20 protein-coding genes are annotated in these 23,040 nt (G+C 65.2%); 16 read left to right on the top strand and 4 right to left on the bottom strand.

The genetic code is table 11. The annotated features are described in order from the left end of the window. The first annotated feature begins 3 nt into the window (after nt 1-3). From galU to ACQ66H_RS10985, 3 genes are read left to right on the top strand one after another with little or no spacing between them, the layout of a single operon-like run. The gene (galU, locus tag ACQ66H_RS10995) at nt 4-906 is read left to right on the top strand and encodes a UTP--glucose-1-phosphate uridylyltransferase GalU (protein WP_430434063.1); all 903 of its coding nucleotides are present in this window, start codon (nt 4-6) and stop codon (nt 904-906) included. Beyond that, entirely contained in the window at nt 903-1,448 is a 546-nt protein-coding gene (locus ACQ66H_RS10990) for a hypoxanthine-guanine phosphoribosyltransferase (protein ID WP_430434062.1), read from the top strand. The genes galU and ACQ66H_RS10990 overlap by 4 nt, the downstream gene beginning before the upstream one ends. A gap of 3 nt (nt 1,449-1,451) precedes the next feature. Continuing rightward, nucleotides 1,452-1,976 carry a 3'-5' exonuclease gene (locus ACQ66H_RS10985; protein WP_430434061.1) on the top strand — a complete coding sequence of 175 codons (525 nt, stop codon included), beginning with the start codon at nt 1,452-1,454 and terminating at the stop codon, nt 1,974-1,976. 78 nt (nt 1,977-2,054) lie between these two features. Here the strand turns inward: ACQ66H_RS10985 and typA are convergent, their stop codons facing one another. Continuing rightward, nucleotides 2,055-3,869 carry a translational GTPase TypA gene (gene typA / locus ACQ66H_RS10980; protein ID WP_430434060.1) on the bottom strand — a complete coding sequence of 605 codons (1,815 nt, stop codon included), beginning with the start codon at nt 3,867-3,869 and terminating at the stop codon, nt 2,055-2,057. A gap of 128 nt (nt 3,870-3,997) precedes the next feature. Between typA and ACQ66H_RS10975 the strand changes: the two genes are divergently transcribed. After that, nucleotides 3,998-4,747: an S-methyl-5'-thioinosine phosphorylase gene (locus ACQ66H_RS10975; protein WP_430434059.1), complete on the top strand. Its 750-nt coding sequence runs from the start codon at nt 3,998-4,000 to the stop codon at nt 4,745-4,747. Continuing rightward, nucleotides 4,744-5,274, top strand: coding sequence for a peptide deformylase (gene def, locus ACQ66H_RS10970; protein ID WP_430434058.1), 531 nt, complete (start codon nt 4,744-4,746; stop codon nt 5,272-5,274). The genes ACQ66H_RS10975 and def overlap by 4 nt, the downstream gene beginning before the upstream one ends. Nucleotides 5,275-5,519: 245 nt before the next feature. On the opposite strand, the gene ACQ66H_RS10965 is transcribed toward def, so the two are convergent. From ACQ66H_RS10965 to map, 3 genes are all read right to left on the bottom strand, one after another. After that, nucleotides 5,520-8,123 (bottom strand): bifunctional diguanylate cyclase/phosphodiesterase, encoded by a 2,604-nt coding sequence (locus ACQ66H_RS10965; RefSeq protein WP_430434057.1) that lies wholly within the window; start codon nt 8,121-8,123, stop codon nt 5,520-5,522. 107 nt (nt 8,124-8,230) lie between these two features. Further along, the gene (locus tag ACQ66H_RS10960; protein ID WP_430434056.1) at nt 8,231-10,813 is read right to left on the bottom strand and encodes a [protein-PII] uridylyltransferase; all 2,583 of its coding nucleotides are present in this window, start codon (nt 10,811-10,813) and stop codon (nt 8,231-8,233) included. A 3-nt stretch (nt 10,814-10,816) separates the two neighbouring features. Further along, complete coding sequence (gene map / locus ACQ66H_RS10955; protein ID WP_019918202.1) at nt 10,817-11,635, bottom strand: type I methionyl aminopeptidase; 819 nt, start codon at nt 11,633-11,635, stop codon at nt 10,817-10,819. A gap of 279 nt (nt 11,636-11,914) precedes the next feature. Between map and rpsB the strand changes: the two genes are divergently transcribed. The 11 genes from rpsB (at nt 11,915) to lpxD (ending at nt 23,040) form a co-directional block, all read left to right on the top strand. Next, on the top strand, nt 11,915-12,673 hold the full coding sequence (gene rpsB / locus ACQ66H_RS10950; RefSeq protein ID WP_020164763.1) for a 30S ribosomal protein S2: 759 nt from the start codon (nt 11,915-11,917) through the stop codon (nt 12,671-12,673). Between the two features lie 68 nt (nt 12,674-12,741). After that, on the top strand, nt 12,742-13,644 hold the full coding sequence (gene tsf / locus ACQ66H_RS10945) for a translation elongation factor Ts (protein WP_304008749.1): 903 nt from the start codon (nt 12,742-12,744) through the stop codon (nt 13,642-13,644). Nucleotides 13,645-13,658: 14 nt separating this feature from the next. After that, entirely contained in the window at nt 13,659-14,372 is a 714-nt protein-coding gene (pyrH, locus tag ACQ66H_RS10940; RefSeq protein WP_020164761.1) for a UMP kinase, read from the top strand. Between the two features lie 76 nt (nt 14,373-14,448). Continuing rightward, nucleotides 14,449-15,006 (top strand): ribosome recycling factor, encoded by a 558-nt coding sequence (frr, locus tag ACQ66H_RS10935; RefSeq protein ID WP_019918207.1) that lies wholly within the window; start codon nt 14,449-14,451, stop codon nt 15,004-15,006. 67 nt (nt 15,007-15,073) lie between these two features. Beyond that, the gene (uppS, locus tag ACQ66H_RS10930; protein WP_425762252.1) at nt 15,074-15,775 is read left to right on the top strand and encodes a polyprenyl diphosphate synthase; all 702 of its coding nucleotides are present in this window, start codon (nt 15,074-15,076) and stop codon (nt 15,773-15,775) included. Then, entirely contained in the window at nt 15,768-16,604 is an 837-nt protein-coding gene (locus ACQ66H_RS10925) for a phosphatidate cytidylyltransferase (RefSeq protein ID WP_430434055.1), read from the top strand. Before uppS ends, ACQ66H_RS10925 begins: the two co-directional genes overlap by 8 nt. Continuing rightward, nucleotides 16,604-17,764, top strand: a complete 1,161-nt coding sequence (gene ispC / locus ACQ66H_RS10920; RefSeq protein WP_430434054.1) for a 1-deoxy-D-xylulose-5-phosphate reductoisomerase — start codon at nt 16,604-16,606, stop codon at nt 17,762-17,764. The genes ACQ66H_RS10925 and ispC overlap by 1 nt, the downstream gene beginning before the upstream one ends. Next, on the top strand, nt 17,761-19,119 hold the full coding sequence (gene rseP, locus ACQ66H_RS10915) for an RIP metalloprotease RseP (RefSeq protein WP_430434053.1): 1,359 nt from the start codon (nt 17,761-17,763) through the stop codon (nt 19,117-19,119). Before ispC ends, rseP begins: the two co-directional genes overlap by 4 nt. Nucleotides 19,120-19,147: 28 nt before the next feature. Beyond that, nucleotides 19,148-21,442, top strand: a complete 2,295-nt coding sequence (bamA, locus tag ACQ66H_RS10910; RefSeq protein ID WP_430434052.1) for an outer membrane protein assembly factor BamA — start codon at nt 19,148-19,150, stop codon at nt 21,440-21,442. Nucleotides 21,443-21,473: 31 nt separating this feature from the next. Beyond that, the gene (locus ACQ66H_RS10905; RefSeq protein WP_430434051.1) at nt 21,474-21,995 is read left to right on the top strand and encodes an OmpH family outer membrane protein; all 522 of its coding nucleotides are present in this window, start codon (nt 21,474-21,476) and stop codon (nt 21,993-21,995) included. Between the two features lie 4 nt (nt 21,996-21,999). After that, on the top strand, nt 22,000-23,040 hold the full coding sequence (gene lpxD, locus ACQ66H_RS10900) for a UDP-3-O-(3-hydroxymyristoyl)glucosamine N-acyltransferase (RefSeq protein WP_430434050.1): 1,041 nt from the start codon (nt 22,000-22,002) through the stop codon (nt 23,038-23,040).

Here is a 23,040-nt window from a genome sequence, read left to right as displayed (position 1 = left end):
ACGATGAAATCCGTACGCAAAGCTGTATTTCCCGTCGCCGGTCTGGGCAGCCGTTTCCTGCCCGCCACCAAGGCCAACCCGAAGGAAATGCTGCCGGTGGTTGACAAGCCGCTGATCCAGTACGCCGTCGAAGAAGCCGTGGCCGCCGGCTGCAGCGACCTCATCTTCATCACCGGTCGCACCAAGCGTTCGATCGCCGACCACTTCGACAAGGCCTACGAGCTCGAACACGAGCTCGAAATGAAGAAGAAACACGACCTGCTGGCGCTGTGCAACACGGTGCCCAAGCACGTGAACTGCATCTACATCCGTCAGTCCGAGCCGCTTGGCCTGGGCCACGCGGTGCTGTGCGCGGCACCGGTCGTCGGTGACGAGCCGTTCGCTGTACTGCTGGCCGACGACCTGATCGACGGCGAGCCGCCCATCCTGAAGCAGATGACCGACATTTTCGACCGCTTCGGCCGTTCCATCCTCGGCGTGCAGCAGGTGCCGCGCAGCCAGACCGGCAGCTACGGCATCGTCAGCACCGACGCCGACGTCGGCGGCCTGTACGGCGTGACCGGCATCGTCGAGAAGCCGAAGCCCGAAGTGGCGCCGTCTACGCTGGCCGTGGTCGGCCGTTACGTGCTGACGCCGCGCATTTTCGATCACCTGCGCGCGATCACGCCGGGCGCTGGCGGCGAACTGCAGCTGACTGACGCGATCGCCGCATTGCTGAAGGAAGAGGCGGTGCTGGCCTATCCGTTCAAGGGCACGCGCTACGACTGCGGCTCCAAGCTGGGCTATCTGCAGGCGACCGTCGCACTGGCGCGCAAGCATCCGGAAGTCGGCGCAGCGTTCACCGCCTGGATGGACGCGCAGGAAGTGTCGCGCGAAGAGATTTCGCGCGAAGCCGACGCAGCGTGAGTCGTCTGGCCGACGCGCAGGCGCTGCTTGAAGGTGCCGACCTGATCTGCTCCGCCGCCGAAGTCGAGGCGGCGGTCGATCGGGTCGCGCGGGAGATCACGGCGGCGGTCGGCGACAGTTATCCGTTGCTGCTGTCGGTGATGGGCGGCGCCGTCGTATTCACCGGCAACCTGTTGCCGAAACTCGCGTTTCCGCTCGACTTCGACTACCTGCACGTCACCCGCTATGGCGACGAGACCTCGGGCGGCGAACTGCGCTGGATCAACGAGCCGCGCACGCCGCTGGTCGGCCGCACCGTGCTCGTGCTCGACGACATCCTCGACGAGGGCATCACGCTGGCGGCGATCCGCCAGCACATCCTGTCCAAGGGCGCGACGCGCTGTCTGACCGCCGTCTTCTCGGACAAGCAGATCGGTCGCGCCAAGCCGATCACCGCCGACTTTACCGGGCTGGAACTGCCCAACCGCTACGTGTTCGGCTACGGCATGGATGTGCGCGGTGCGTGGCGCAATCTGCCGGCCATTTACGCGCTGAAGGAGTAGGGCGTGACGGACGCCGGAACCGATGCGCTGCCGGTCTTCCTCGACATCGAGGCGTCCGGCTTCGGTGCCGGCAGCTATCCGATAGAGGTGGGCTGCGTGCTGCCGGACGGGCGCACGCTGTGCTGTCTGGTGCGTCCGCCGGACGGATGGCGGCACTGGGATGCCAGCGCCGAGTCCATCCACCACATCACGCGCGACGTGCTGATGCAGCACGGCCTGCCGGTCGAGGAAGTCGTATGCCGGCTCGACGAGGCGCTGCGCGGGCGCGAGGTCTATAGCGACGCCTGGGGTAACGATTACGCCTGGCTGTCGCGCCTCTACGACGAAGCGGACCGCGTGCCGCGCTTTCGTCTGCGCAGCCTGCGCGAACTGCTGAACGAGGACCAGGCGGCGCGCTGGCATGGGGTCAAGCAGGCAGTGGCGGAAGAGCTGCACACCACACGCCATCGCGCCAGCAACGATGCGCGCGTGCTGCAGACCACCTACGCCCGGCTGCGCGCGCAGGCGGCGATCGAACGCCGCACCTGAAGCCGGTCTCTGGTTGAGGCACACATGAAAAGAGCGCCCTTGGGCGCTCTTTTCATTTCATTCGATGCTGCCCGGATATCAGGCTTCGTCGCGCGAAGCGCGCTTGCGCTCGTGTTCCTTCAGGTGACGCTTACGCAGGCGGATGTTCTTCGGCGTGATTTCGACCAGTTCGTCGTCGGCGATGAATTCGATCGCCGATTCCAGGGTCAGCGCGATCGGCGGAATCAGGCGCACGGCTTCGTCGGTGCCCGAAGCGCGCACGTTGGTCAGCTGCTTGCCCTTGATCGGGTTCACCACCAGATCGTTGTCGCGTGAGTGGATGCCGATGATCATGCCTTCGTACAGCACATCGCCCGGATTGACGAACATGCGGCCACGGTCCTGCAGGTTCCACAGCGCGTAGGCGACCGCCTCGCCGTCGTTCTGCGAAATGAGCACGCCGTTGCGACGTTCCGACATGGCGCCGGCCATCGGGCCGTAGTCGTCGAACACGTGGCTGGCCAGACCGGTGCCGCGGGTCAGCGTCAGGAACTCGCCCTGGAAACCGATCAGGCCACGCGCCGGAATGCGGTACTCGATACGCACACGGCCCTTGCCGTCCGGCTGCATGTCCTGCATTTCACCGCGGCGACGGCCAAGTTCTTCCATCACGCCGCCCTGATGGGTTTCTTCGACGTTGACGGTCAGCATTTCGTACGGCTCGCACTTCACGCCGTCGATTTCCTTGAACACCACGCGCGGGCGGCCGACCGCCAGTTCGTAGCCTTCACGGCGCATGTTTTCCAGCAGGATGGTCAGGTGCAGTTCGCCGCGGCCCGACACCAGGAACACGTCGGAGTCGTCGGTGTACTCGACGCGCAGCGCCACGTTCTTCAGCAGTTCCTTTTCCAGGCGCTCGCGGATCTGGCGGCTGGTGACGAACTTGCCTTCGCGACCGGCCAGCGGCGAGGCGTTCACCATGAAGTTCATGGTCAGCGTCGGCTCGTCAACCGCGATCGGCTTCATCGGCTCCGGCGATTCCGGATCGCAGATAGTGACGCCGATGCCGACCTGCTCGATGCCTGACACCAGCACGATGTCACCGGCGCTGGCCGTCTCGGCCTGCGTGCGGTCGAGACCCTTGAAGGTGAGCACCTGGCCGACCTTGGCCTTGCCGCGGCTTTCGTCGCCGTAATAGACGACCACTTCCTGGTTCGGCTTGATGCGGCCGCGCTTGATGCGGCCGATGCCGAGCTGACCGATGTAAGTCGAGTAGTCGAGCGAACAGATCTGCAGCTGCAGCGGCGCGTCTTCATCGACTTCCGGCTGCGGCACGTGCTTCAGGATGGTTTCGAACAGCGGGCGCATGTCGGTGCCCGGCTTGTCGGCGTCCAGCATGGCGAAGCCGTTCAGCGCAGAGGCGAACACGACCGGGAAATCCAGCTGTTCGTCGGTGGCACCCAGCTTGTCGAACAGATCGAAGGTGTGGTTGATCACCCAGTCCGGACGGGCGCCCGGACGGTCGATCTTGTTCACCACGACGATGGGCTTCAGGCCGAGAGCCAGCGCCTTGCGCGTGACGAAGCGGGTTTGCGGCATCGGGCCTTCGACGGCGTCAACCAGCAGCAGCACGGAATCGACCATCGACAGCACGCGCTCGACCTCGCCGCCGAAGTCGGCGTGGCCCGGCGTGTTGACGATGTTGATGTGCGTGCCTTCGTATTCGATCGCGCAGTTTTTGGCGAGAATCGTGATGCCGCGTTCTTTTTCGATATCGCCGGAATCCATGACCCGCTCGGACACCTGCTGGTGCGATGCGAAGGTGCCGGATTGGCGCAGCAGCTGGTCAACCAGCGTGGTCTTGCCATGATCGACGTGCGCGATGATGGCGATGTTGCGTATGGAGCGGGACATGGGAATGGTGCGGCGCAAAAGATAAACACGCGAGTTTAGCACGCCAAGTTCGCAAGACGTCAGGTGCCCGGACGGAGGGCGTTCCGGCTGCTAGACTCGCCGATCATCCAATCAGGAGTTGCGGAACGATGCTGGCCATCATTGGCGGAAGCGGGCTGACCCAGCTTGCCAACCTCGACGTCACGCGGCGCGAGGTCGTGCGTACCCCTTACGGCGAACCGTCCGGTCCGCTCACCTTCGGCCGTCTCGGTGGTCACGAACTGGTGTTCATCGCCCGCCATGGCTACGGCCACACGATTCCGCCGCATCGCGTCAATTACCGCGCGAACATCTCGGCGCTGAAGAGCGTCGGCGTGGACAAGGTCGTGTCGGTGGCGTCGGTCGGCGGCATCCGCCCCGACCTGGCGCCGGGCAGCCTGGTCGTGCCGGATCAGATCATCGACTACACCTGGGGCCGCCATTCGACCTTTTTCGACGGCCACGACGGACAGGTGAAGCATGTCGATTTCACCGAACCCTACGACAGTGCCCTGCGTGCGCGGCTACTCGCCGCCGCGGCGCTGGCCGGCGAGGCGGTGATCGACGGCGCCGTCTATGCAGCCACCCAGGGACCGCGTCTCGAAACCGCGGCCGAGATCAACCGCTTCGAGCGCGACGGCGCCGACGTCGTCGGCATGACCGGCATGCCGGAGGCGGTGCTGGCGCGCGAGGCCGGTCTGGCTTATGCGGCGCTCAATGTGGTGGTGAATCACGCGGCCGGTCGTGGCGATTCCGCGCACGGCATCCAGATGTCGGCCATCGAAGCCATGCTGCAGGAGGCGATGATGCGCGTGCGCCACCTGCTCGAGCGCTTGTGCCAGGAAGGGGTGTGCCCATGATCCGTGACATCCTGCGCATGGGTGACCCGCGCCTGCTGCGCGTTTCGCGGCCGGTCGAGCGTTTCGACACGGCGGAGCTCGACGCACTGGTGACCGACCTGCTGGACACCATGCAGGCGGCCAACGGCGCCGGCCTCGCGGCGCCGCAGATCGGCGTCAACCTGCGCGTCGTCATCTTCGGCGGCTCGCCGTCCGTGCGCTATCCGGACGCGCCGGTCGTGCCTTTCACCGTGCTGGTCAATCCGGTGCTGACGCCGCTCGGCCACGACATGGAGGAGGGCTGGGAGGGCTGTCTGTCCGTGCCAGGCCTCCGTGGCGTCGTGCCGCGTTACAGCCGGCTGCACTACAGCGGCTTCGATCCGGCGGGCAAGCCGATCTCACGCGAAGCCGAGGGTTTCCACGCGCGCGTCGTGCAGCACGAATGCGATCACCTGGACGGCATCCTCTACCCGATGCGGGTGCGTGACTTCAGCCGTTTCGGTTACACCGACGTGCTGTTCCCGGGCGCCGAGGATGGAGACGACTGACGGCGTCTGAGCGGGCGCTGCTACCGAGAACCGAGGGCCTTCTCGCCCCGGCACAAGCCGGTATCGAAGTCTGTGGATGGCCACCGCTGCGTCGCGGTCAAGGCCGCTCCCGCAGGCGATGCGCTCGACCCACGGTCGGAACCGGGGCCGAGGTTCTGTGGGAGAAGCCTTCTGACCCCGACGGGGCCGGCGATCAGCAACCACCGGCCATTCGAAGGCAGACGTCGCCGTCGGATGGTCCTTGCCTAGATGCCGCTCGCGGCTCGTGTCCCCGCTGCGCGCGCCGCGATCCAGGCTTCCAGTTCGGGTGCCGGCAGCGGTTTGCTGAACAGGAAGCCCTGGACGCATTCACAGCCCAGGTTGCCGAGGAAGGCGTACTGCGCGTCGGTTTCCACGCCTTCGGCGATCACCGTCAGGCCGAGGTTGTGCGCCAGGCTGATGGTCGCGGCGCAGATGGCGGCGTCGTCCGGATCGTTCTCGATGTCCTTGACGAAGGAACGATCGATCTTCAGCCGCTGCAAGGGCATGAGCTTCAGGTGGCTCAGCGACGAATAGCCGGTGCCGAAGTCGTCGATCGCCAGTTCGAGGCCCAGTTCGCGCAACTGCGCCAGCATGCGCAGCGTATTGTCGGCGTCCTCCATGGCGACACTCTCGGTGATTTCCAGTTCAAGGTCGCCCGGCTTCAGGTCGTACTTCAGCACCACGTCCTTCACCTGCCGCAGCAGATTCTTCGAGCGCAGCTGTCGCGCCGACAGGTTGACGGCGATCCGCATCTGCAGGCCCATGGCGCGCCAGACACTGAGTTGGCGACAGGCTTCCTGCAGTATCCATTCGCCCAGGCGGATGATGAGATCGCTTTCCTCGGCAATCGGAATGAACTTGTTCGGCGGCACCAGACCGCGCTCCGGGTGCTCCCAGCGCACCAGCACTTCGACCCCCATCAGCCGACCGCTACCGGTTTCGATCTGCGGCTGGTAGTGCAACACGAACTGCCGCTTGGCAATCGCCTGGTGCAGGCTGCTCTGCAGCGTCAGCCGTTCGCTGGCGTTGGCCGACATGCTGTCGTTGAAGAACTGGTAGTTATTCCGGCCGGCAGCCTTGGCGTGATACATCGCGCTGTTGACATTGCGCAGCAGGTCATCGACCGTTTCGCCGTCGTTCGGAAACACGCCGATGCCGACGCTGGGCGTCGAATGCAGCTGGTAGGCCTCGACCGCGTAGGGCGCGGACAGGGCGCCGACGATCTTCTCGGCTACGGCAGCGGCGGTCAGCGTGGTCACCATGTCGGTCACCAGGACGACGAACTCGTCGCCACCGAGGCGTGCCACGACGTCGCTCTGCCGCACGCAGCGCAGCAGGCGCTTGCCGACCTCGACCAGCAGCGCGTCACCGACGTGATGGCCCAACGTGTCGTTGATGTCCTTGAAGTGGTCCATGTCTATCATCAGCACCGCAAACAGCGTGCTGTGTCGGCGCGCGTGCGCCATCACCTGTTCCATGCGCAGCTGCAGCGACAGGCGGTTGGGCAGACCGGTCAGCATGTCGTGGTGCGCGAGGTGGTGGATCTTCCCTTCCGCCTCCCTGCGCTCGCTGATGTCGGCAAAGGAATGCACGTAGTGAGCGATGCGGCCACCCGGTTCGCGCACCGGATAGATGCTGAGCGACTTCGGATAGCTTTCGCCGCTGGCGCGCCGGTCGTCGAGTTCGCCACGCCAGTAGCCGTCGCGTTCGAGCTGCTCGGCGAATTCGTTGCGCGATTCCTCGCTGTACGGACAGCTCACCACCGCCGACGCGGGGCGACCGCAGGCGGCGCTGCTCGCTACGCCCGTCAGCGCGCTGAATGCAGGATTCACGGTGACGACGCGTCCGCGTGCATCGGTGACCATGATGGCTTCGTTCAGACTGTCGATCACGCTGGCTGCGAGCGACAGTTCGGCGTCGCGCATCTGCAGCCGGCGCAACTGCAGCTGTCGCAGATAGAGCAGGGCGGCAATGGCCAGCGACACGGCGGCGCCGGCCCCCCAGATGCCGAGCACGCGCGCGCTGCCATATCCGCTCTGCCAGCCGCCAGCGGGAACGGCGGCCAGTTGCCAGCGTGCGTTGTCGGGTAGCACGACGTTGACCAGCACCGGTGTCTGGTCGAACAGCGCCGCGTCGCCATGGAAGACCTCACCTGCCGCACCCAGCCCGTCGCGACCGCGCAGCGCGTAACGCAGGTCGCCGCGCTCAGGGACGAGACCGCTGGCTTCGAGCAGTGAATCGAAGCGCAGCACGACGGCAACCAGGCCCCAGTAACGTTCGGGCTGTCCGTTTCGCGTCGGAAGATAGACCGGAAACCGGTTGATCAGGCCGACGCCGCCCTGTACCAGTTCGAGCGGGCCGGCGAGTACGAAGCGACGGGACTTCATCATCTGCACCACCGCGTCACGTTGCGACGGCGTATCGAGATAGCTCAGACCGATTGCGCGTTCGTTGCCGGCGAGTGGATAGACCTCACGCACCACGTTGTCCGGCGCCACCGAAATGTTCCGCAGATGGCGGCCGTAGGCCAGCATGCGTTCGGCGACGCGATCGAAGGAGGCGCGGTCGAAGTCGGGATTGGCGGCGATGAAACTGACCAGGCCGAGCGACAGGTGGGCGGCGCTGTTCACCTCGCTCTCCAGCCGCGCCCGCACCTGTCCGGCCTGCGCTGTCACGGCGCTGCGCTCGCGCTGATGCAGTTCCGCCGCCTCGTTGCCTGCGATGTAGGCGGTCAGTGCCAGACCCGCCAGCAGCGCTACCAGCGCAACGATCAGTGGTCGCGCGCGGTCGGTCATCGTGAATGCGGGTTCGTCGCGGGTCAGGCTCAAGGCAGGATTCCGTCCTCGTCGGGGATGCCCGGGTGCGTCGGCATCGACAGTATGTCCGGAAACCTGCGCGGCGCAGCGAGCACTGCGTCGCGCCCGTCATACCGTGCTCAGGAAACGGCCAGTTCGTCCAGCAGTTCCTGCTCCAGACGGATCAGGGTCGTGCTGTTGTCCAGTTCATCGCCCGAGATCAGGAACACGTCCTCGGCGCGCTCGCCCAGCGTCGTGATCTTGGCGGTGTGCAGGCGGATCGCATGCGCCGCCAGCACGCGCGCCACCGAGTAGAGCAGGCCGGGACGGTCGGCCGCGGTGACGTGCATGATGTGGTGCTGCTTGCGTTCGTCCGGCTTGATGACGATTTCCGGCGTGATCGGGAAATGCTTCACCTCGCGCGACAGCCGTCCGGCGATCGGCTGTTCGGCTGGAAGTTGCGCCTGCAGGCGCTCGACCAGTCCGGTCTCGATCAGCGCGATCATGTCGCGCGAATTGAGGTGGCCGTTCGGGTCGAGCAGCACGAAGCTGTCGAGCGCATGGCCGTCGGTCGTGGTGTGGATCTTGGCGTCGGCGATGCTGTAGCCCAGCCGGCCGAAAAAGCCGCACAGACGCACGAACAGGTCGAGCTGGTCCGGCGCATACACCATCACCTGCAGGCCGTCGCCGACCTGGTTCGGCCGCGCCTTGACGACCGGCACCGTGGCATCGACCTGGAAATACAGCATGCGCGTGTGCCAGGCGATTTCGTCCGGGTCGTGGCGCATGAAGTACACGGTGTCCAGGCGTGACCAGAAAGCCTGCTCCACGCCCTCGCGCAGTCCGAAGTAGCGCAGCAGACTGCGCGCTTCCTCCTGCCGGTCACCGCTGCCGGGTGCGTGGGCGCCTTCACCCTGCAGCACGCGCAGGGTCGAGAAGTAGAGGTCTTCCAGCAGCTTGCCGCGCCAGGCATTCCACACCTTGGGACTGGTGCCGCGGATGTCGGCGTGGGTCAGGATGTAGAGCGCGGTCAGGCGACGTTCGCTCTTCACCACGTGCGCGAAGTCGCGGATCACGTCCGGGTCGGACAGGTCCTGCTTCTGCGCCACCGAGGACATCGACAGGTGGTGCTCGACCAGGAACACGACCAGATCGGTGTCGGCGGTGCTCAGGCCGTGCTGGCGGCAGAACAGGCGTGCATCGCGCATGCCGAGCTGCGAATGATCGCCGCCGCGGCCCTTGGCGATGTCGTGGAACAGCGCCGACAGGTAGAGCAGCCAGCGCCGCTCAAAGCCGGTGATCAGGCGCGACAGCAACGGGTATTCGTGCGCATGCTCCGACATGGTGAAGCGGCGCACGTTGCGCATCACCTGCAGGATGTGCTGATCGACCGTATAGACGTGAAACAGGTCGTGCTGCATCTGGCCGACGATGCGGCCGAAGGCGGGCAGGTAGCGGCCGAGGATGCCGTACTGGTTCATCCGGCGGATTTCATGCACCAGTCCGCGCGTCTGCTGGAACAGGGACAGGAAGAGGGCGCGGTTCTTCGGGTCGCGGCGGAATTTCGCGTCGATCAGCCGGCGCGCGCGCCACAGCCCGCGCAGCGTGCGCGCAGTCATGCCCTTCAGTTCGCTGTGCCGCTGCAGCAGCGTGAAGCACTCCAGCAGTGCATTCGGCTCGCGCTCGAACACCTGTTCATCGACCACGTCCAGCAGTTCGCGGCTGGACTGGAAGCGTTCGTTGATCGGCAGCACGGCCGCCTCGTCGGCCGGGAACAGCGCGGCTGAAATGTTCTGCAGCAGGATGGTGTTCAGCTGGGTGATGGTCTTGGCGCTTCGGTAATAGCGCTGCATGAACACTTCGGAGGCGCGCCGCGTCGGTGTGGCGGCAAGGCCGAAGGCGGCGGCCATCGCCTCCTGGTGATCGAAGATCAGACGATCTTCGCGCCGCCGCGCGATCAGGTGCAGCCGAACCCGGGTGTCACGCATGAAGCGCTCGACGCGTGCGAGCTGACGTGCTTCCTCGGCAGTGATCAGGCCGCGCGCAGCCAGTTCGGCCCAGCTGCCGCCCAGCTTGCTGGCGCGTGCGATCCACTGGATCACCTGCAGGTCGCGCAGGCCGCCCGGGCTTTCCTTGCAGTTGGGTTCGAGGCTGTAGGGCGTTTCCTGGTAGCGCTGATGGCGTTCGTCCTGCTCCAGTCGCTTGGCCTTGAAGAAGGCGCCGGGGTCGCGCTGCGCCTCCAGCGTGCTGCTCAGTTCGCGGAACAGCTTGCGCGAACCGGCGAGCAGGCGTGCTTCGAGTAGCGTGGTTTCGACCGTGATGTCGCGCGCCGCTTCATCGACGCACTGTCCGACCGAGCGCACGCTGTGACCGATGTCCAGACCGATGTCCCACAGCAGTCCGACCAGATGTTCGAGCTTGGCCTCGATGTCAGCCGACACCTCGCTTGGCGTCAGGAAGAGCACATCGACGTCGGACGCCGGGTAAAGCTCGCCGCGCCCGTAACCGCCGACGGCGATCAGCGCCGCGGTGCGCGGCAGTCCGACCGCTGCCCACAGCCGCCGCAGCGCGTTGTCAACGGCGCGGGCGCGCGCCGCGAGCATGCGGCTGCTGTTGCCGTCCTGTTCGAAACGGGTGCGGAATTCGAGCTGGCTGGCCGCCAGTTCGCTGCGCAGTACGCCGGCGAGCTGGCGCAGCGCGTCGGAATCGGCCGGACCGTTCACCGCTCAGGCGGCCCGGGCGGTGTCGCCGCTCAGCGCCGGCGGCGGGCTGCCGGCCGACACGGTCAGCACCTCGTAACCGTCGGCGGTGACCAGCACCGTGTGCTCCCATTGCGCGGACAGGCTGCGGTCGCGGGTGACGATGGTCCAGCCGTCCGGCAGTTCTGACACGGCAGCGCGGCCGGCGTTGATCATCGGCTCGATGGTGAAGATCATGCCTTCCTTCAGTTCCATGCCGGTGCCCGGCTTGCCGTAGTGCAGCACCTGCGGCTCCTCGTGGAATTTCCGGCCGATCCCGTGACCGCAGAATTCGCGCACGACGGAAAAGCCGTTGTTCTCGGCGTGGCGCTGGATGGCGTGGCCGATGTCGCCCAGGCGGGCGCCCGGCTTCACCTTGGAAATGCCCAGCCACAGGCATTCGTAGGTGATCAGGCAGAGGCGTGCAGCCTGCTTGGTCGTCTCGCCGCCGACGATGAACATGCGGCTGGTGTCGCCGTGGAAGCCGTCCTTGATGACGGTGATGTCCAGATTGACGATGTCGCCCTTCTTCAGTGCCCGGTCGGCCGGCACGCCGTGGCATACGACGTGGTTCACCGAGGTGCAGATCGACTTCGGGTAGGGGCTGTAGCCGGGCGGTGCGTAATTGAGCGGCGCCGGGATGGTCTGCTGCACGTTCACCATGTATTCGTGGCACAGGCGGTCGAGTTCGGCCGTGGTGACGCCCGGCTGCACGTGAGGCTCGATGTAGTCGAGCACTTCCGACGCCAGTCTGCACGCAACGCGCATGCTCTCGATTTCTTCCGCTGTCTTGATGGTGACGCTCATGAAAAGGCTCTGTAAGGGTGTTCCGAGGGACAGCAGGTTAGCGGAAGCGGTTCCGGGCGGCAAACTGCTGTCATCCGGCCGACTTGAGTTTGTTGCATTGCGGCTGCTAGAATCGCAGGCTGTCTGATTTCAGTACCCGATGGCGGGTGCGTCAGGCAAATCCACACGCCCGGTGTCGCCGCATATGTATATGGTGACTGAACCGATAGGGTGCGCAGCCGGAACACTGGCTGCGAACACGGCCGGGCGGAGGTCAAACCCTGTTCGGAGTAATCTCGAATGTCCGTATCCATGCGCGAAATGCTGGAGGCGGGTGTCCATTTCGGACACCAGACCCGCTTCTGGAACCCCAAGATGGCCCCCTTCATTTTCGGCCATCGCAACAAGATCCACATCATCAACCTGGAAAAGACCGTCGCCAAGTACAACGACGCGATGGCCTTCATCCGCCGCATGTCCGCCAACAAGGGCACCATCCTGATGGTCGGCACCAAGCGCCAGGCGCGCGAAATCGTGGCCGAAGAGGCGCAGCGCGCCGGCGTGCCCTATGTCGATGAGCGCTGGCTCGGCGGCATGCTGACCAACTTCAAGACGCTGAAGCTGTCGGTCAAGCGCCTGAAGGACCTGGAAGCCATGGTCGAAGACGGCTCGATGGAACGCATGCCGAAGAAGGAAGCTCTGGTGCTGCAGCGCGAGCTGGTCAAGCTGCAGAAGAGCATTGGCGGTATCAAGGACATGGGCGGCCTGCCGGACGCGCTGTTCGTGATCGACGTCGGCTACCACAAGATCGCCATCACCGAAGCCAACAAGCTGGGCATCCCGGTTGTGGCCGTGGTCGATACCAACCACTCGCCGCTGGGCGTCGATTACGTCATTCCGGGCAATGACGACTCGAGCCGCGCGATCCGCCTGTACGCGTCCGGCGTCGCCGACGCGATCCTGGAAGGCCGTAACAGCGCCGCCCAGGACCTGGTGGCGCAGCTCAAGTCCGACGACGAGTTCGTCGAGGTCGAAGGCGAAGGCGAAGCCCAGGCCTGATCGATTGCCGCGGGCGCCCAGGCGCCCGCGATTGTTTTACCGATTCGAACTTATAGGCAGGAATGAGCATGGCGGAAATCACCGCAGGTATGGTCAAGGAGCTGCGCGAAAAGACCGACGCTCCGATGATGGAATGCAAGAAGGCGCTGACCGAAGCGGGCGGCGACCTGGCGAAGGCCGAAGAAATCCTCCGCGTGAAGCTGGGCAACAAGGCGAGCAAGGCTGCCGCCCGCGTGACCGCCGAGGGTGTGGTGGGTCTGTTCCTGTCGGCCGACGGCAAGACTGCCGCGATGGTCGAAGTGAACTGCGAAACCGACTTCGTGGCCAAGAACGACGACTTCCTGGCGCTGGTCAATGGCGCCGCCAAGCTGGTCGCCGACAACAACCCGGCCGACGTGGCCGCGCTGTCGGCGCTGCCGTTCGGCGAAGGCACGGTCGAATCGACCCGCGCTGCGCTGGTCGGCAAGATCGGCGAGAACATGTCGATCCGTCGCTTCGTGCGCGTGCAGGCCGAAGGCAAGGTCGCCAGCTACGTTCATGGCGGCTCGAAGATCGGCGTGCTGGTCGATGTCGTCGGCGGTGACGACGCGATGGCAAAGGACCTGGCGATGCACATCGCCGCGTCGAAGCCGAAGTCGCTGGATTCCACCGGCGTGTCGGCCGACCTGATCGAAGCCGAACGTCGCGTCGCGATCGAGAAGGCGCGCGAAGCCGGCAAGCCGGAAGAGATGATCGCCAAGATCGCCGAAGGCTCGGTGCAGAAGTACCTGAAGGAAGTCACCCTGCTGGGTCAGGTCTTCGTCAAGGCCGAGGACGGCAAGCAGACCATCGAACAGCTGCTGAAGGCGAAGTCGGCGAAGATCGCCTCCTTCACGCTGTACGTGGTCGGCGAAGGCATCGAGAAGAAGACCACCGACTTCGCAGCCGAAGTCGCCGCCCAGGCTGCCGCAGCAGCGGCCGCCAAGGCCTGAGCCCGGGAGCCTGCATGACTGTTGCCTATCGCCGCATCCTTCTGAAGCTGTCGGGCGAAGCCCTCATGGGCGACGACGACTACGGCATCAGCCGCGACATGCTTGCACGCATCGTCGCTGAAGTTGCCGAGATCCGCGCCTTGGGCGTGGAAGTGGGCGTCGTGATCGGCGGAGGCAACATCTTCCGCGGCGTGGCGGGCGGCGCGGCCGGTATGGACCGCGCCACCGCCGACTACATGGGCATGCTGGCCACCGTGATGAACGCGCTGGCGCTGGGCGACGCGATGCGTCAGGCCGGTGTTGCCGCGCGCGTGCAGTCGGCGCTCAGCATCGAGCCCGTGGTCGAGTTCTATATCCGCGGCAAGGCGATCCGCTACCTCGAAGAGGGCAAGGTCGTCATCTTTGCCGCCGGAACCGGCAACCCCTTCTTCACCACCGACACCGCAGCTGCGCTGCGCGGTCGCGAGATCGAAGCCGAAATCGTGCTGAAGGCGACCAAGGTCGATGGCGTCTACAGCGCCGATCCGATGAAGGACAAGAGCGCCACGCGCTACGACCGCATCAGCTTCGACGAGGCCATCAGTCGCGACCTGAAGGTGATGGACGCCACCGCGCTCGCGCTGTGCCGCGACCAGCAGCTGCCGATCAAGGTGTTCAGCATCTTCAAGGCGGGCGCGCTCAAGCGTGTCGTGATGGGCGAAGACGAAGGCACGCTGGTCCATATATAGTGGTGCAGGGGCCGCCGGCCCCTTTGTTTCAGCGGTCGCCCTGACGCGGCCGTCCCTTCCAACAAGAGGCGACGTCATGATCCCCGAGTTGAAGAAAACCACCGAACAGAAGATGCAGAAGACGCTGGAGTCGCTCAAGACCGACTTCGGCAAGGTGCGCACCGGTCGTGCGCACACCGGCATCCTCGATCACATCCAGGTCGATTACTACGGCTCGCTGGTGCCGCTGTCGCAGGTCGCCAACGTGACGCTGATCGACGCGCGTGCGATCGGCGTGCAGCCGTGGGAAAAGAAGATGCTGTCGGTCGTCGAGAAGGCGATCCGCGATTCCGACCTCGGCCTGAACCCCTCGGCCATGGGCGATATCGTGCGTGTGCCGATGCCGCCGCTGACCGAAGAGCGCCGCAAGGAGCTGATCAAGGTCGTCCGCGGTGAAGCGGAGAACGCGCGCGTGGCCGTGCGCAATCTGCGTCGCGACGCCAACAACGCGCTGAAGGAAGCCGTCAAGGAAAAGGAAATTTCCGAGGACGACGAGCGCCGCGCGCAGGACGACGTGCAGAAGCTGACCGACCGCTACATCGCCGAGGTTGACAAGCAACTGGCGCAAAAAGAGCAAGACCTGATGGCCGTCTGAAGCCAGGCACCGGATCTTGTCTTCCAGCACCGGCTCGTCCGCAGTCCCGCGACACATCGCCATCATCATGGATGGCAATGGCCGCTGGGCGCGCCGCCGTTTCATGCCGCGCGTCGCCGGCCACCGCAAGGGTGTCGAGGCGGTGCGCGCGGTGGTCAAGCGCTGCGCCGAGCGCGGCGTCGGTTATCTGACGCTGTTCGCCTTCAGTTCCGAGAACTGGCGGCGGCCGGCCGAGGAAGTCAATTTCCTGATGCAGCTGTTCGTGCGGGCGCTGGAGGACGAAGTCGTCCGCCTGCACGAGAACGGCATCCGTCTGCGCGTGGTCGGTGATCTGGGCCGTTTCGAGCCGCGTCTGGTCGAACTGATCCGCAATGCCGAGGCGCTGACCGAAGGCAACACCGGTCTCAACCTGACGATCGCCGCCAACTACGGCGGCCGCTGGGACATCCTGCAGGCGGTCGAGCGCATGCTGAAGGCGCACCCCGAGCGACGCGACGGCTTCACCGAACAGGAACTTGCGCCGCATCTGTCGATGGCCTACGCGCCCGAGCCCGATCTGTTCATCCGCACCGGTGGCGAACAGCGCATCAGCAATTTCCTGCTCTGGCAACTGGCCTACACCGAACTCTATTTCACCGACAGCCTGTGGCCCGAATTCAATGGTGCGGCCATAGACGAGGCGATCACGTCCTACCAGCAGCGGGAACGTCGCTTCGGCCGAACCAGCGAACAGGTCCAGTCAGCGGCCGCAGCCGGCCAGCATGCTTAAGCAGCGCGTACTGACGGCCATCGTCCTGCTGGCCGGCCTGTCGGCTGCACTGTGGGGCATGGATCTGGCCGCTTGGGGCTGGCTGGTCGCCGCAATACTGGGTTTCGCCGGCTGGGAGTGGGCGCGCCTGATCGGTTTTGCGCCGCTCGGCGCGCGCGCAGCGGGTCTGCTGACCTTCGCGGTAGTCGCCATCTGCGCGCACTGGGCCTTCGATGCGCAGGGCGTCGTGGCCGATGGTGTTGCGCCGTTGTCGGCGCTGCACGCGCTGTCCATCCTGTTCTGGCTGTTGGTGGTGCCGTTCTGGATGTCGCGCGGCGCGCGTCCGGCGCAACCCTGGCTGGTGCTGACCGGTGTTCTCGTCCTGCTGCCGCCAGCACTGGCACTGATACAGCTGCGCGCGATCGGGGTGCTGCCCTTGCTGCTGCTGATGGCGGTCGTCTGGATCGCCGACATCGCCGCCTATTTCACCGGCAAGGCCTTTGGCCGGCACAAGCTGGCACCGTCGATCAGCCCGGGCAAGACCTGGGAGGGCGCAGCCGGCGCCGTGGTCGCCGTCCAGCTCTACGGCCTCGCCATCAAGCCGCTACTGTTCGATGGCGCGCAGACGCCGTCGGCGCTGTTCTGGGCGGCGATGCTGCTGTTGCTGACGGCGGTGAGCATCGTCGGTGACCTGTTCGAATCGATGATGAAGCGTCAGGCCGGCATGAAGGACAGCAGCCAGCTGCTGCCCGGCCATGGTGGCGTGCTCGACCGCGTCGACAGCCTGACGGCCACCTTGCCGCTGATAGGCTTCTATCTGCTCAACCTGATACCCGGAGCGTCGAACTGATGCGCAGACTGACCGTACTGGGCGCGACCGGCTCGATCGGCGTCAGCACGCTGGACGTCGTCGCGCGCCATCCGGACCGTTTCGAAATCGTTGCGCTGTCCGGTCATCGCCAGATCGACCGGCTGGCCGAACAGTGCATCGCCTTCGCGCCGCGCATCGCCGTGGTGGCCGACGCCGACGCTGCCGTCGTGTTGCGCGAACGCCTGGCCGGTCGCGTGCCGACCGAAGTCATGCACGGCGTCGAGGCCCTCGAAATGGTTGCTGCGCTGCCCGAGGTCGATACCGTGATGGCGGCCATCGTCGGCGCCGCCGGCCTGCGCTCGGCGCTGGCGGCGGCGCGCGCCGGCAAGCGCATCCTGCTGGCGAACAAGGAAAGCCTGGTGATGAGCGGCGACCTGTTCATGCGCGAGGTGGCTGCCCACGGCGCGACGCTGCTGCCCATCGACAGCGAGCACAACGCCGTCTTCCAGTGCATGCCGGCCAAGGGGCGCGAGGGCGTGCGCCGCATTCTGCTTACCGCGTCGGGTGGCCCGTTCCGCCGCACGCCGATTGCCGATCTGGCGACCGTGACGCCGGCGCAGGCCTGTGCGCATCCGAACTGGGACATGGGGCGCAAGATTTCGGTCGATTCGGCCACCATGATGAACAAGGGCCTCGAAGTGATCGAGGCGCGCTGGCTGTTCGACACGCCCGCCGAGCGCATCGACGTGGTGATCCATCCGCAGAGCATCGTGCATTCGATGGTCGAGTACGTTGACGGCTCGGTGCTGGCGCAGATGGGTAACCCGGACATGCGCACACCGATCGCGCACGCGCTGGCCTGGCCGGAGCGGATCGAATCCGGCGTCGGCGTGCTCGACCTGGCCGCGGTAGCCGATCTGGTGTTCGAGCGCCCGGATCTCGACCGTTTCCCCTGCCTGAAACTGGCTTTCGACGCGCTGCGCGCCGGCGCCGGCACGCCGGCCGTGCTCAATGCGGCGAACGAAGTCGCGGTTGCCGCCTTCCTGGAACATCGGCTCGGTTTCCGTGCCATAGCCGATGTGATTGCCGCCACCCTCGACACCCTTCCTGATCAGCCGTCGAGCACGCTCGACGAAGTGTTCGCCGCCGATGCGGCAGCACGCGAGGTCGCACGGCGCCAGATCGGGGCGCGCGCTTGAATCCGCTGTTCTATCTGGGGGCATTCGCGCTGGCGCTGGGCATCCTGATCACCGTGCACGAACTGGGTCACTACAGCGTGGCGCGGCTGTGCGGCGTCAAGGTGCTGCGGTTCTCTGTCGGTTTCGGCCGCCCGCTGTGGATGCGTCGTTACGGACCGGACCAGACCGAGTGGGCCTTGTCGGTGTTTCCGCTCGGCGGCTACGTCAAGATGCTGGACGAGCGCGAAGGCGAAGTGGCCGAACACGAACGCCACCGCGCCTTCAACCGGCAGACCGTCGGGCGCCGTTTCGCCATCGTTTCGGCCGGACCGATCGCCAATTTCCTGCTCGCCATCGTCGTCTATTGGGGCCTGTTCATCTACGGCATGGAAGAGCCGCGCGCCCTGCTGGCCGCACCTGCGGCAGGCACCCCGGCGGCGGTGGCCGGCGTCACCGACGGCGAGCAGGTGCGTGCCGTCGATGGCAAAGCGATCGCGTCGGCGCAGGACCTGCGCTGGCATGTCGCGCGCGCGGCGGTCGAGGGACGTTCGCTGGTGCTGGAAACGATCAACGACCGCGCGGAAATCAACACGCGGCGCATCGACCTGTCGGGTATCGGCAGCGATGTCAACGCAACGCTCATGGAGCGGGTGGGCCTGCTGCCGTTCCGGCCGCGTGTCGCGACCGTGGTCGGCAGCGTGGGCGAGGGCAGCGCGGCGGACAAGGCGGGCATACGCGAGGGCGACCGCGTGCTGTCCATCAACGGGCAGGCGGTCAACGACTGGGCTGCGATGGTGCAGCAGGTGCGCGAACTGGGCGGGCGGACCGTCGATGTGGTGGTGCTGCGCGACGGCGCCGAGGCTGTGCTGCGCGCCGAAGTCGCTACGGTGGAGGAGGGCGGGCAGCGTTTCGGCCGTCTGGGCATCGGCCCAGAACCCGATCCGACCCTGCGCGAGCGGCTGTTCGTCGAAGTGCGGCACGGCGTCGGCGAATCACTGCTGCTGGCGGTCGGCCAGACCTGGGATACCGCGCTGTTCAGCCTCAAGGCCTTCGGCCGCATGATCACCGGCGAACTGTCGTGGAAGAACCTGAGCGGGCCGGTCACCATCGCCGACTACGCGGGTCAGTCGGCGGCCATGGGGCTGACCCACTACATCAAGTTCATCGCGCTGATCAGCATCAGTCTGGGCGTGCTCAACCTGCTGCCCATCCCGCTGCTGGACGGTGGGCACTTGATGTACTATACGATCGAATTTTTCAAGGGCGGTCCGGTTCCGGAGCGGGTCATGGAAATCGGGCAACAGGTTGGCCTCGCCATCCTGCTGATGCTCATGGCGTTCGCCTTCTACAACGATATCAATCGCCTTTTCGGTTGACTACCGACTGAATTCCCCAATTCCCCCAATGCGCAAGTTTCTCCTGCCCGCCCTGATCGCGGGACTGCTGTCGGCTCATGCCCACGCCTTCGAGCCTTTCGTCGTCCGCGACATTCGCGTCGAGGGAATCCAGCGGACCGAAGCCGGCACGGTGTTCAACTATCTGCCGGTGCGCGTCGGCGAGAGCTTCACCGAGGACAAGGCGGCCGAAGCCATCAAGGCGCTGTTCGCGACCGGCTTCTTCAAGGACGTGCGCATCGAGGTCGAGGGCGACGTGCTGGTGGTGGTGATCGAGGAGCGTCCGGCGATCGCCTCGCTCGACTTCACCGGCATGAAGGAATTCGACAAGGAAGCGATCAAGAAGGGGCTGCGTGACGTCGGCCTGGCCGAGTCGCGCATCTTCGACCGCGCCGTGCTGGAACGCGCCGAACAGGAACTGAAGCGTCAGTACCTGTCGCGTGGCCGTTATTCGGTCGAGGTCAAGACCACCGTGACGCCGCTCGAGCGCAACCGTGTGGCGATCAACTTCCAGGTCGATGAAGGCGAGGTCGCCAAGATCCGTCAGATCAATATCGTCGGTGCCAGTGCCTTCAAGGAGAAGGACCTGCTGAAGATGATCACGCTGACCACGCCGAACTGGCTCACCTGGTACACGAAGAACGACCAGTATTCGCGCCAGAAGCTCAGCGCCGACGTGGAAACGCTGCGCAGCTGGTACCTTGATCGCGGCTACCTCGAGTTCAACGTCGATTCGACCCAGGTGTCGATCACGCCGGACAAGCAGGACATCTACATCACCATCTCGATCACCGAGGGCAAGAAATACACGGTGTCCGGTGTCAAGCTGTCGGGCGATCTGCTGCTGCCGGAAGAGGAACTGCGCAAACTGGTGAAGCTGAAGCCGGGCGACGAGTTCTCGCGCAAGAACCTGACCGACACCACCAAGGCGATCAATGACCGTCTCGGCAACGAAGGCTATGCCTTCGCCAACGTCAATGCGGTGCCGGAACCGGACAAGGAAAAGCAGACCGTCTCGTTCACCGTGTTCGTCGATCCGGGCCGCCGCGTCTATGTGCGCCGTGTGAACGTGCTGGGCAACAGCAAGACCGCCGACCAGGTCATCCGCCGCGAATTCCGCCAGATGGAAGGCGCCTGGTACGACGGCGAGAAGATCAACCGTTCGCGTACCCGCGTTGACCGCCTCGGCTACTTCGACGCGGCCACGGTGGAGACGCCTGCCGTGCCCGGCACCACCGACCAGGTTGACGTGAACCTGACCGTGAAGGAAAAGCCGACCGGCAACCTGATGTTCGGTGCCGGCTTCTCCAGTTCGGAAAGCCTCATCCTGTCAACCTCTATTTCGCAGCAGAACCTGTTCGGCAGCGGCAAGTCGATGTCGCTGAGCCTGAACAGCGGCAGCATCAACAAGACCTACGCGCTGTCCTTCACCGATCCGTACTACACGCCGGACGGCATTTCGCGCGGTTTCGACGTCTACCTGCGCAACGTCAACCCGAGCCGTCTGCGTATCGGCAACTACCGTACGTCGTCGGTTGGCGCCGGTCTGCGCTGGGGCTTCCCGATCCGCGAAGACGACCGCATCAACTTCGGTCTGGCGGTCGATCAGACCTCGATCGACACCTTCTCGGACAGCCCGCAGCGCTACAAGAACTTCGTCAACGAGTTCGGCGACACCAACAACTCGCTGGTGAGCACCATAGGCTGGGCACGCGACACCCGCGACAGCTTCATCTACCCGACGCGAGGCTCGATCCAGCGGGTTAACGGTGAAGTTGCCATTCCGCCCGGCGGCCTGCGCTACATGAAGGCCTCCTACCAGCACCAGACCTATTTCCCGCTGTGGGGCAACTTCGTGCTGATGCTCAATGGCGAACTGGGTTATGGTCGTGGTTACGGCGACAAGCCGCTGCCGTTCTACAAGAACTTCTACGTCGGCGGCATCGGCTCGGTACGGGGCTTCGAAACCGCGTCGATCGGCCAGCGTGACCGCGATGGCAATGGCAACCTGCTGCGCACGACCATCGGCGGTGATCGTCGCCTTGTGATGAACGCCGAGGTGCTGTTTCCCTTCCCCGGCATGGGGCAGGACAAGTCGCTGCGTCTGGGCACCTTCGTCGATGCGGGTAACGTCTGGGCAGACGGCCAGAGCCTGAGTCTGGGCGATATGCGTTATAGTGCCGGCCTTTCCGTGGCGTGGAGTTCGCCCATGGGACCGCTGAAGTTCAGCATTGCACAGCCCCTGAACAAGGATCCGCTCGATCGTCTGCAGCGCTTCCAGTTCCAGATGGGCAATGTGTTCTGATCAAGAAGAGCTCCGTATGAACAGGTCGAGTATGTCCGCACGCTTCATATTCATTGCATTGCTGTCTTCGCTCGCTTTGCTGACGGCCGCACCGGTGCGCGCAGAAAGCGACGTCAAGATCGGCTTCGTCAACACCGAACGCATCCTGCGCGAGGCGGCACCGGCGGTGCGCGCGCAGAAGAAGCTCGAGAAGGAATTCGAGAAGCGCAGCCAGGAGCTGGAAAAGCTGGCCAAGCAGCTGCAGGGCATGCAGCAGAACATGGAAAAGAATGCGGTCACGCTGTCCGACAGCGACCGCCGCGCCAAGGAGCGTGAATTCAGCGAACTCACCCGCGACATGCAGCGTCGCGAGCGCGAGTACCGCGAAGACCTGAACCAGCGCCGCAACGAGGAACTGGCTGGTGTGCTCGACAAGGCCAACAAGGCGATCAAGGTGATTGCCGAGGCCGAGAAGTACGACATCATCTTCCAGGAGGTGGTGTATCGCAGCCAGCGCATCGACATCACCGAGAAGGTGCTGAAGGCGCTGGCCGACCCTCCGGCAAGCAAGTAAGAACATGGCGGCCCGTCTTGGCGACATCGTCGCCCGGTTGGGCGGCGAACTGCATGGCGACGCCGACCTGCTGGTCGAGCAGGTGGCGCCGCTCGACAGCGCCGGCCCGGCTCATATCTCCTTTCTGTCCAATCCGAAGTACCGCAGCGTTCTTGCCAGCAGCGGTGCGGGTGTGGTCATCGTGCCGCCGGCCGACGGCGAGAATCTCGCCCGCACGCACATCCGCGTGCGCAATCCCTATCTCTATTTCGCCCGCGTCGCCCAGCTGCTGAATCCCGATCTGCGCCCGGCGGGCGGTATCGATCCGGCTGCCAGCGTGCATCCGGGGGCGCGGGTCGATGCGTCCGCCCATGTCGCCGCCGGTGCGGTGGTGGGCGAGGGTGCGGACATCGGCGCCAACGTGCTGATCGGCGCCGGCTGCGTGGTGGGCGAGGGTGTGCGCGTCGGCGCCGGCACGCGGCTGCATCCGCGCGTCGTCGTGTACGCGCACTGCGTGATCGGCGAGCGCTGCATCCTGCATTCGGGCGCCGTGATCGGTGCAGACGGCTTCGGCTTCGCCCGCGAGGCGGACGGCAGCTGGGTCAAGATTCCGCAGATCGGTCGCGTACTGATCGGCAACGACGTCGAAATCGGTGCCAACACGACGGTGGATCGCGGCGCGCTCGAAGACACCGTGATCGGCGACGGCGTAAAGCTCGACAACCTGATCCAGATCGCCCACAACGTGCGTATCGGCGACCATACTGCGATGGCGGCGTGTTCCGGCGTGGCCGGCAGTACGACGATAGGCAAGCGCTGCATGATCGGCGGTTCGGCCAACATCATGGGCCACATCGACATCGTCGATGACGTGGTGGTGTCGGCGGTGTCGTTCGCGACCAAGTCGATTCCGGAGAAGGGCGTCTACACCGGTTCGGTGCCGTCGATGGAGCACAAGGAATGGACGCGCAACTACTCGCGCCTGCGACACCTCGACTCGATGGCCGATCGCATCAAGGCGCTCGAGCAACAACTTGCAACGCTGCAAGGCAACAAGGAAGACTGA

The sequence above is a fragment of the Methyloversatilis sp. genome (assembly GCF_965284615.1).
Classification (GTDB): domain Bacteria; phylum Pseudomonadota; class Gammaproteobacteria; order Burkholderiales; family Rhodocyclaceae; genus Methyloversatilis.
The sequence above is the reverse complement of the archived record's forward strand: the minus strand, read 5'-3'. Positions and strand labels throughout refer to the sequence as shown.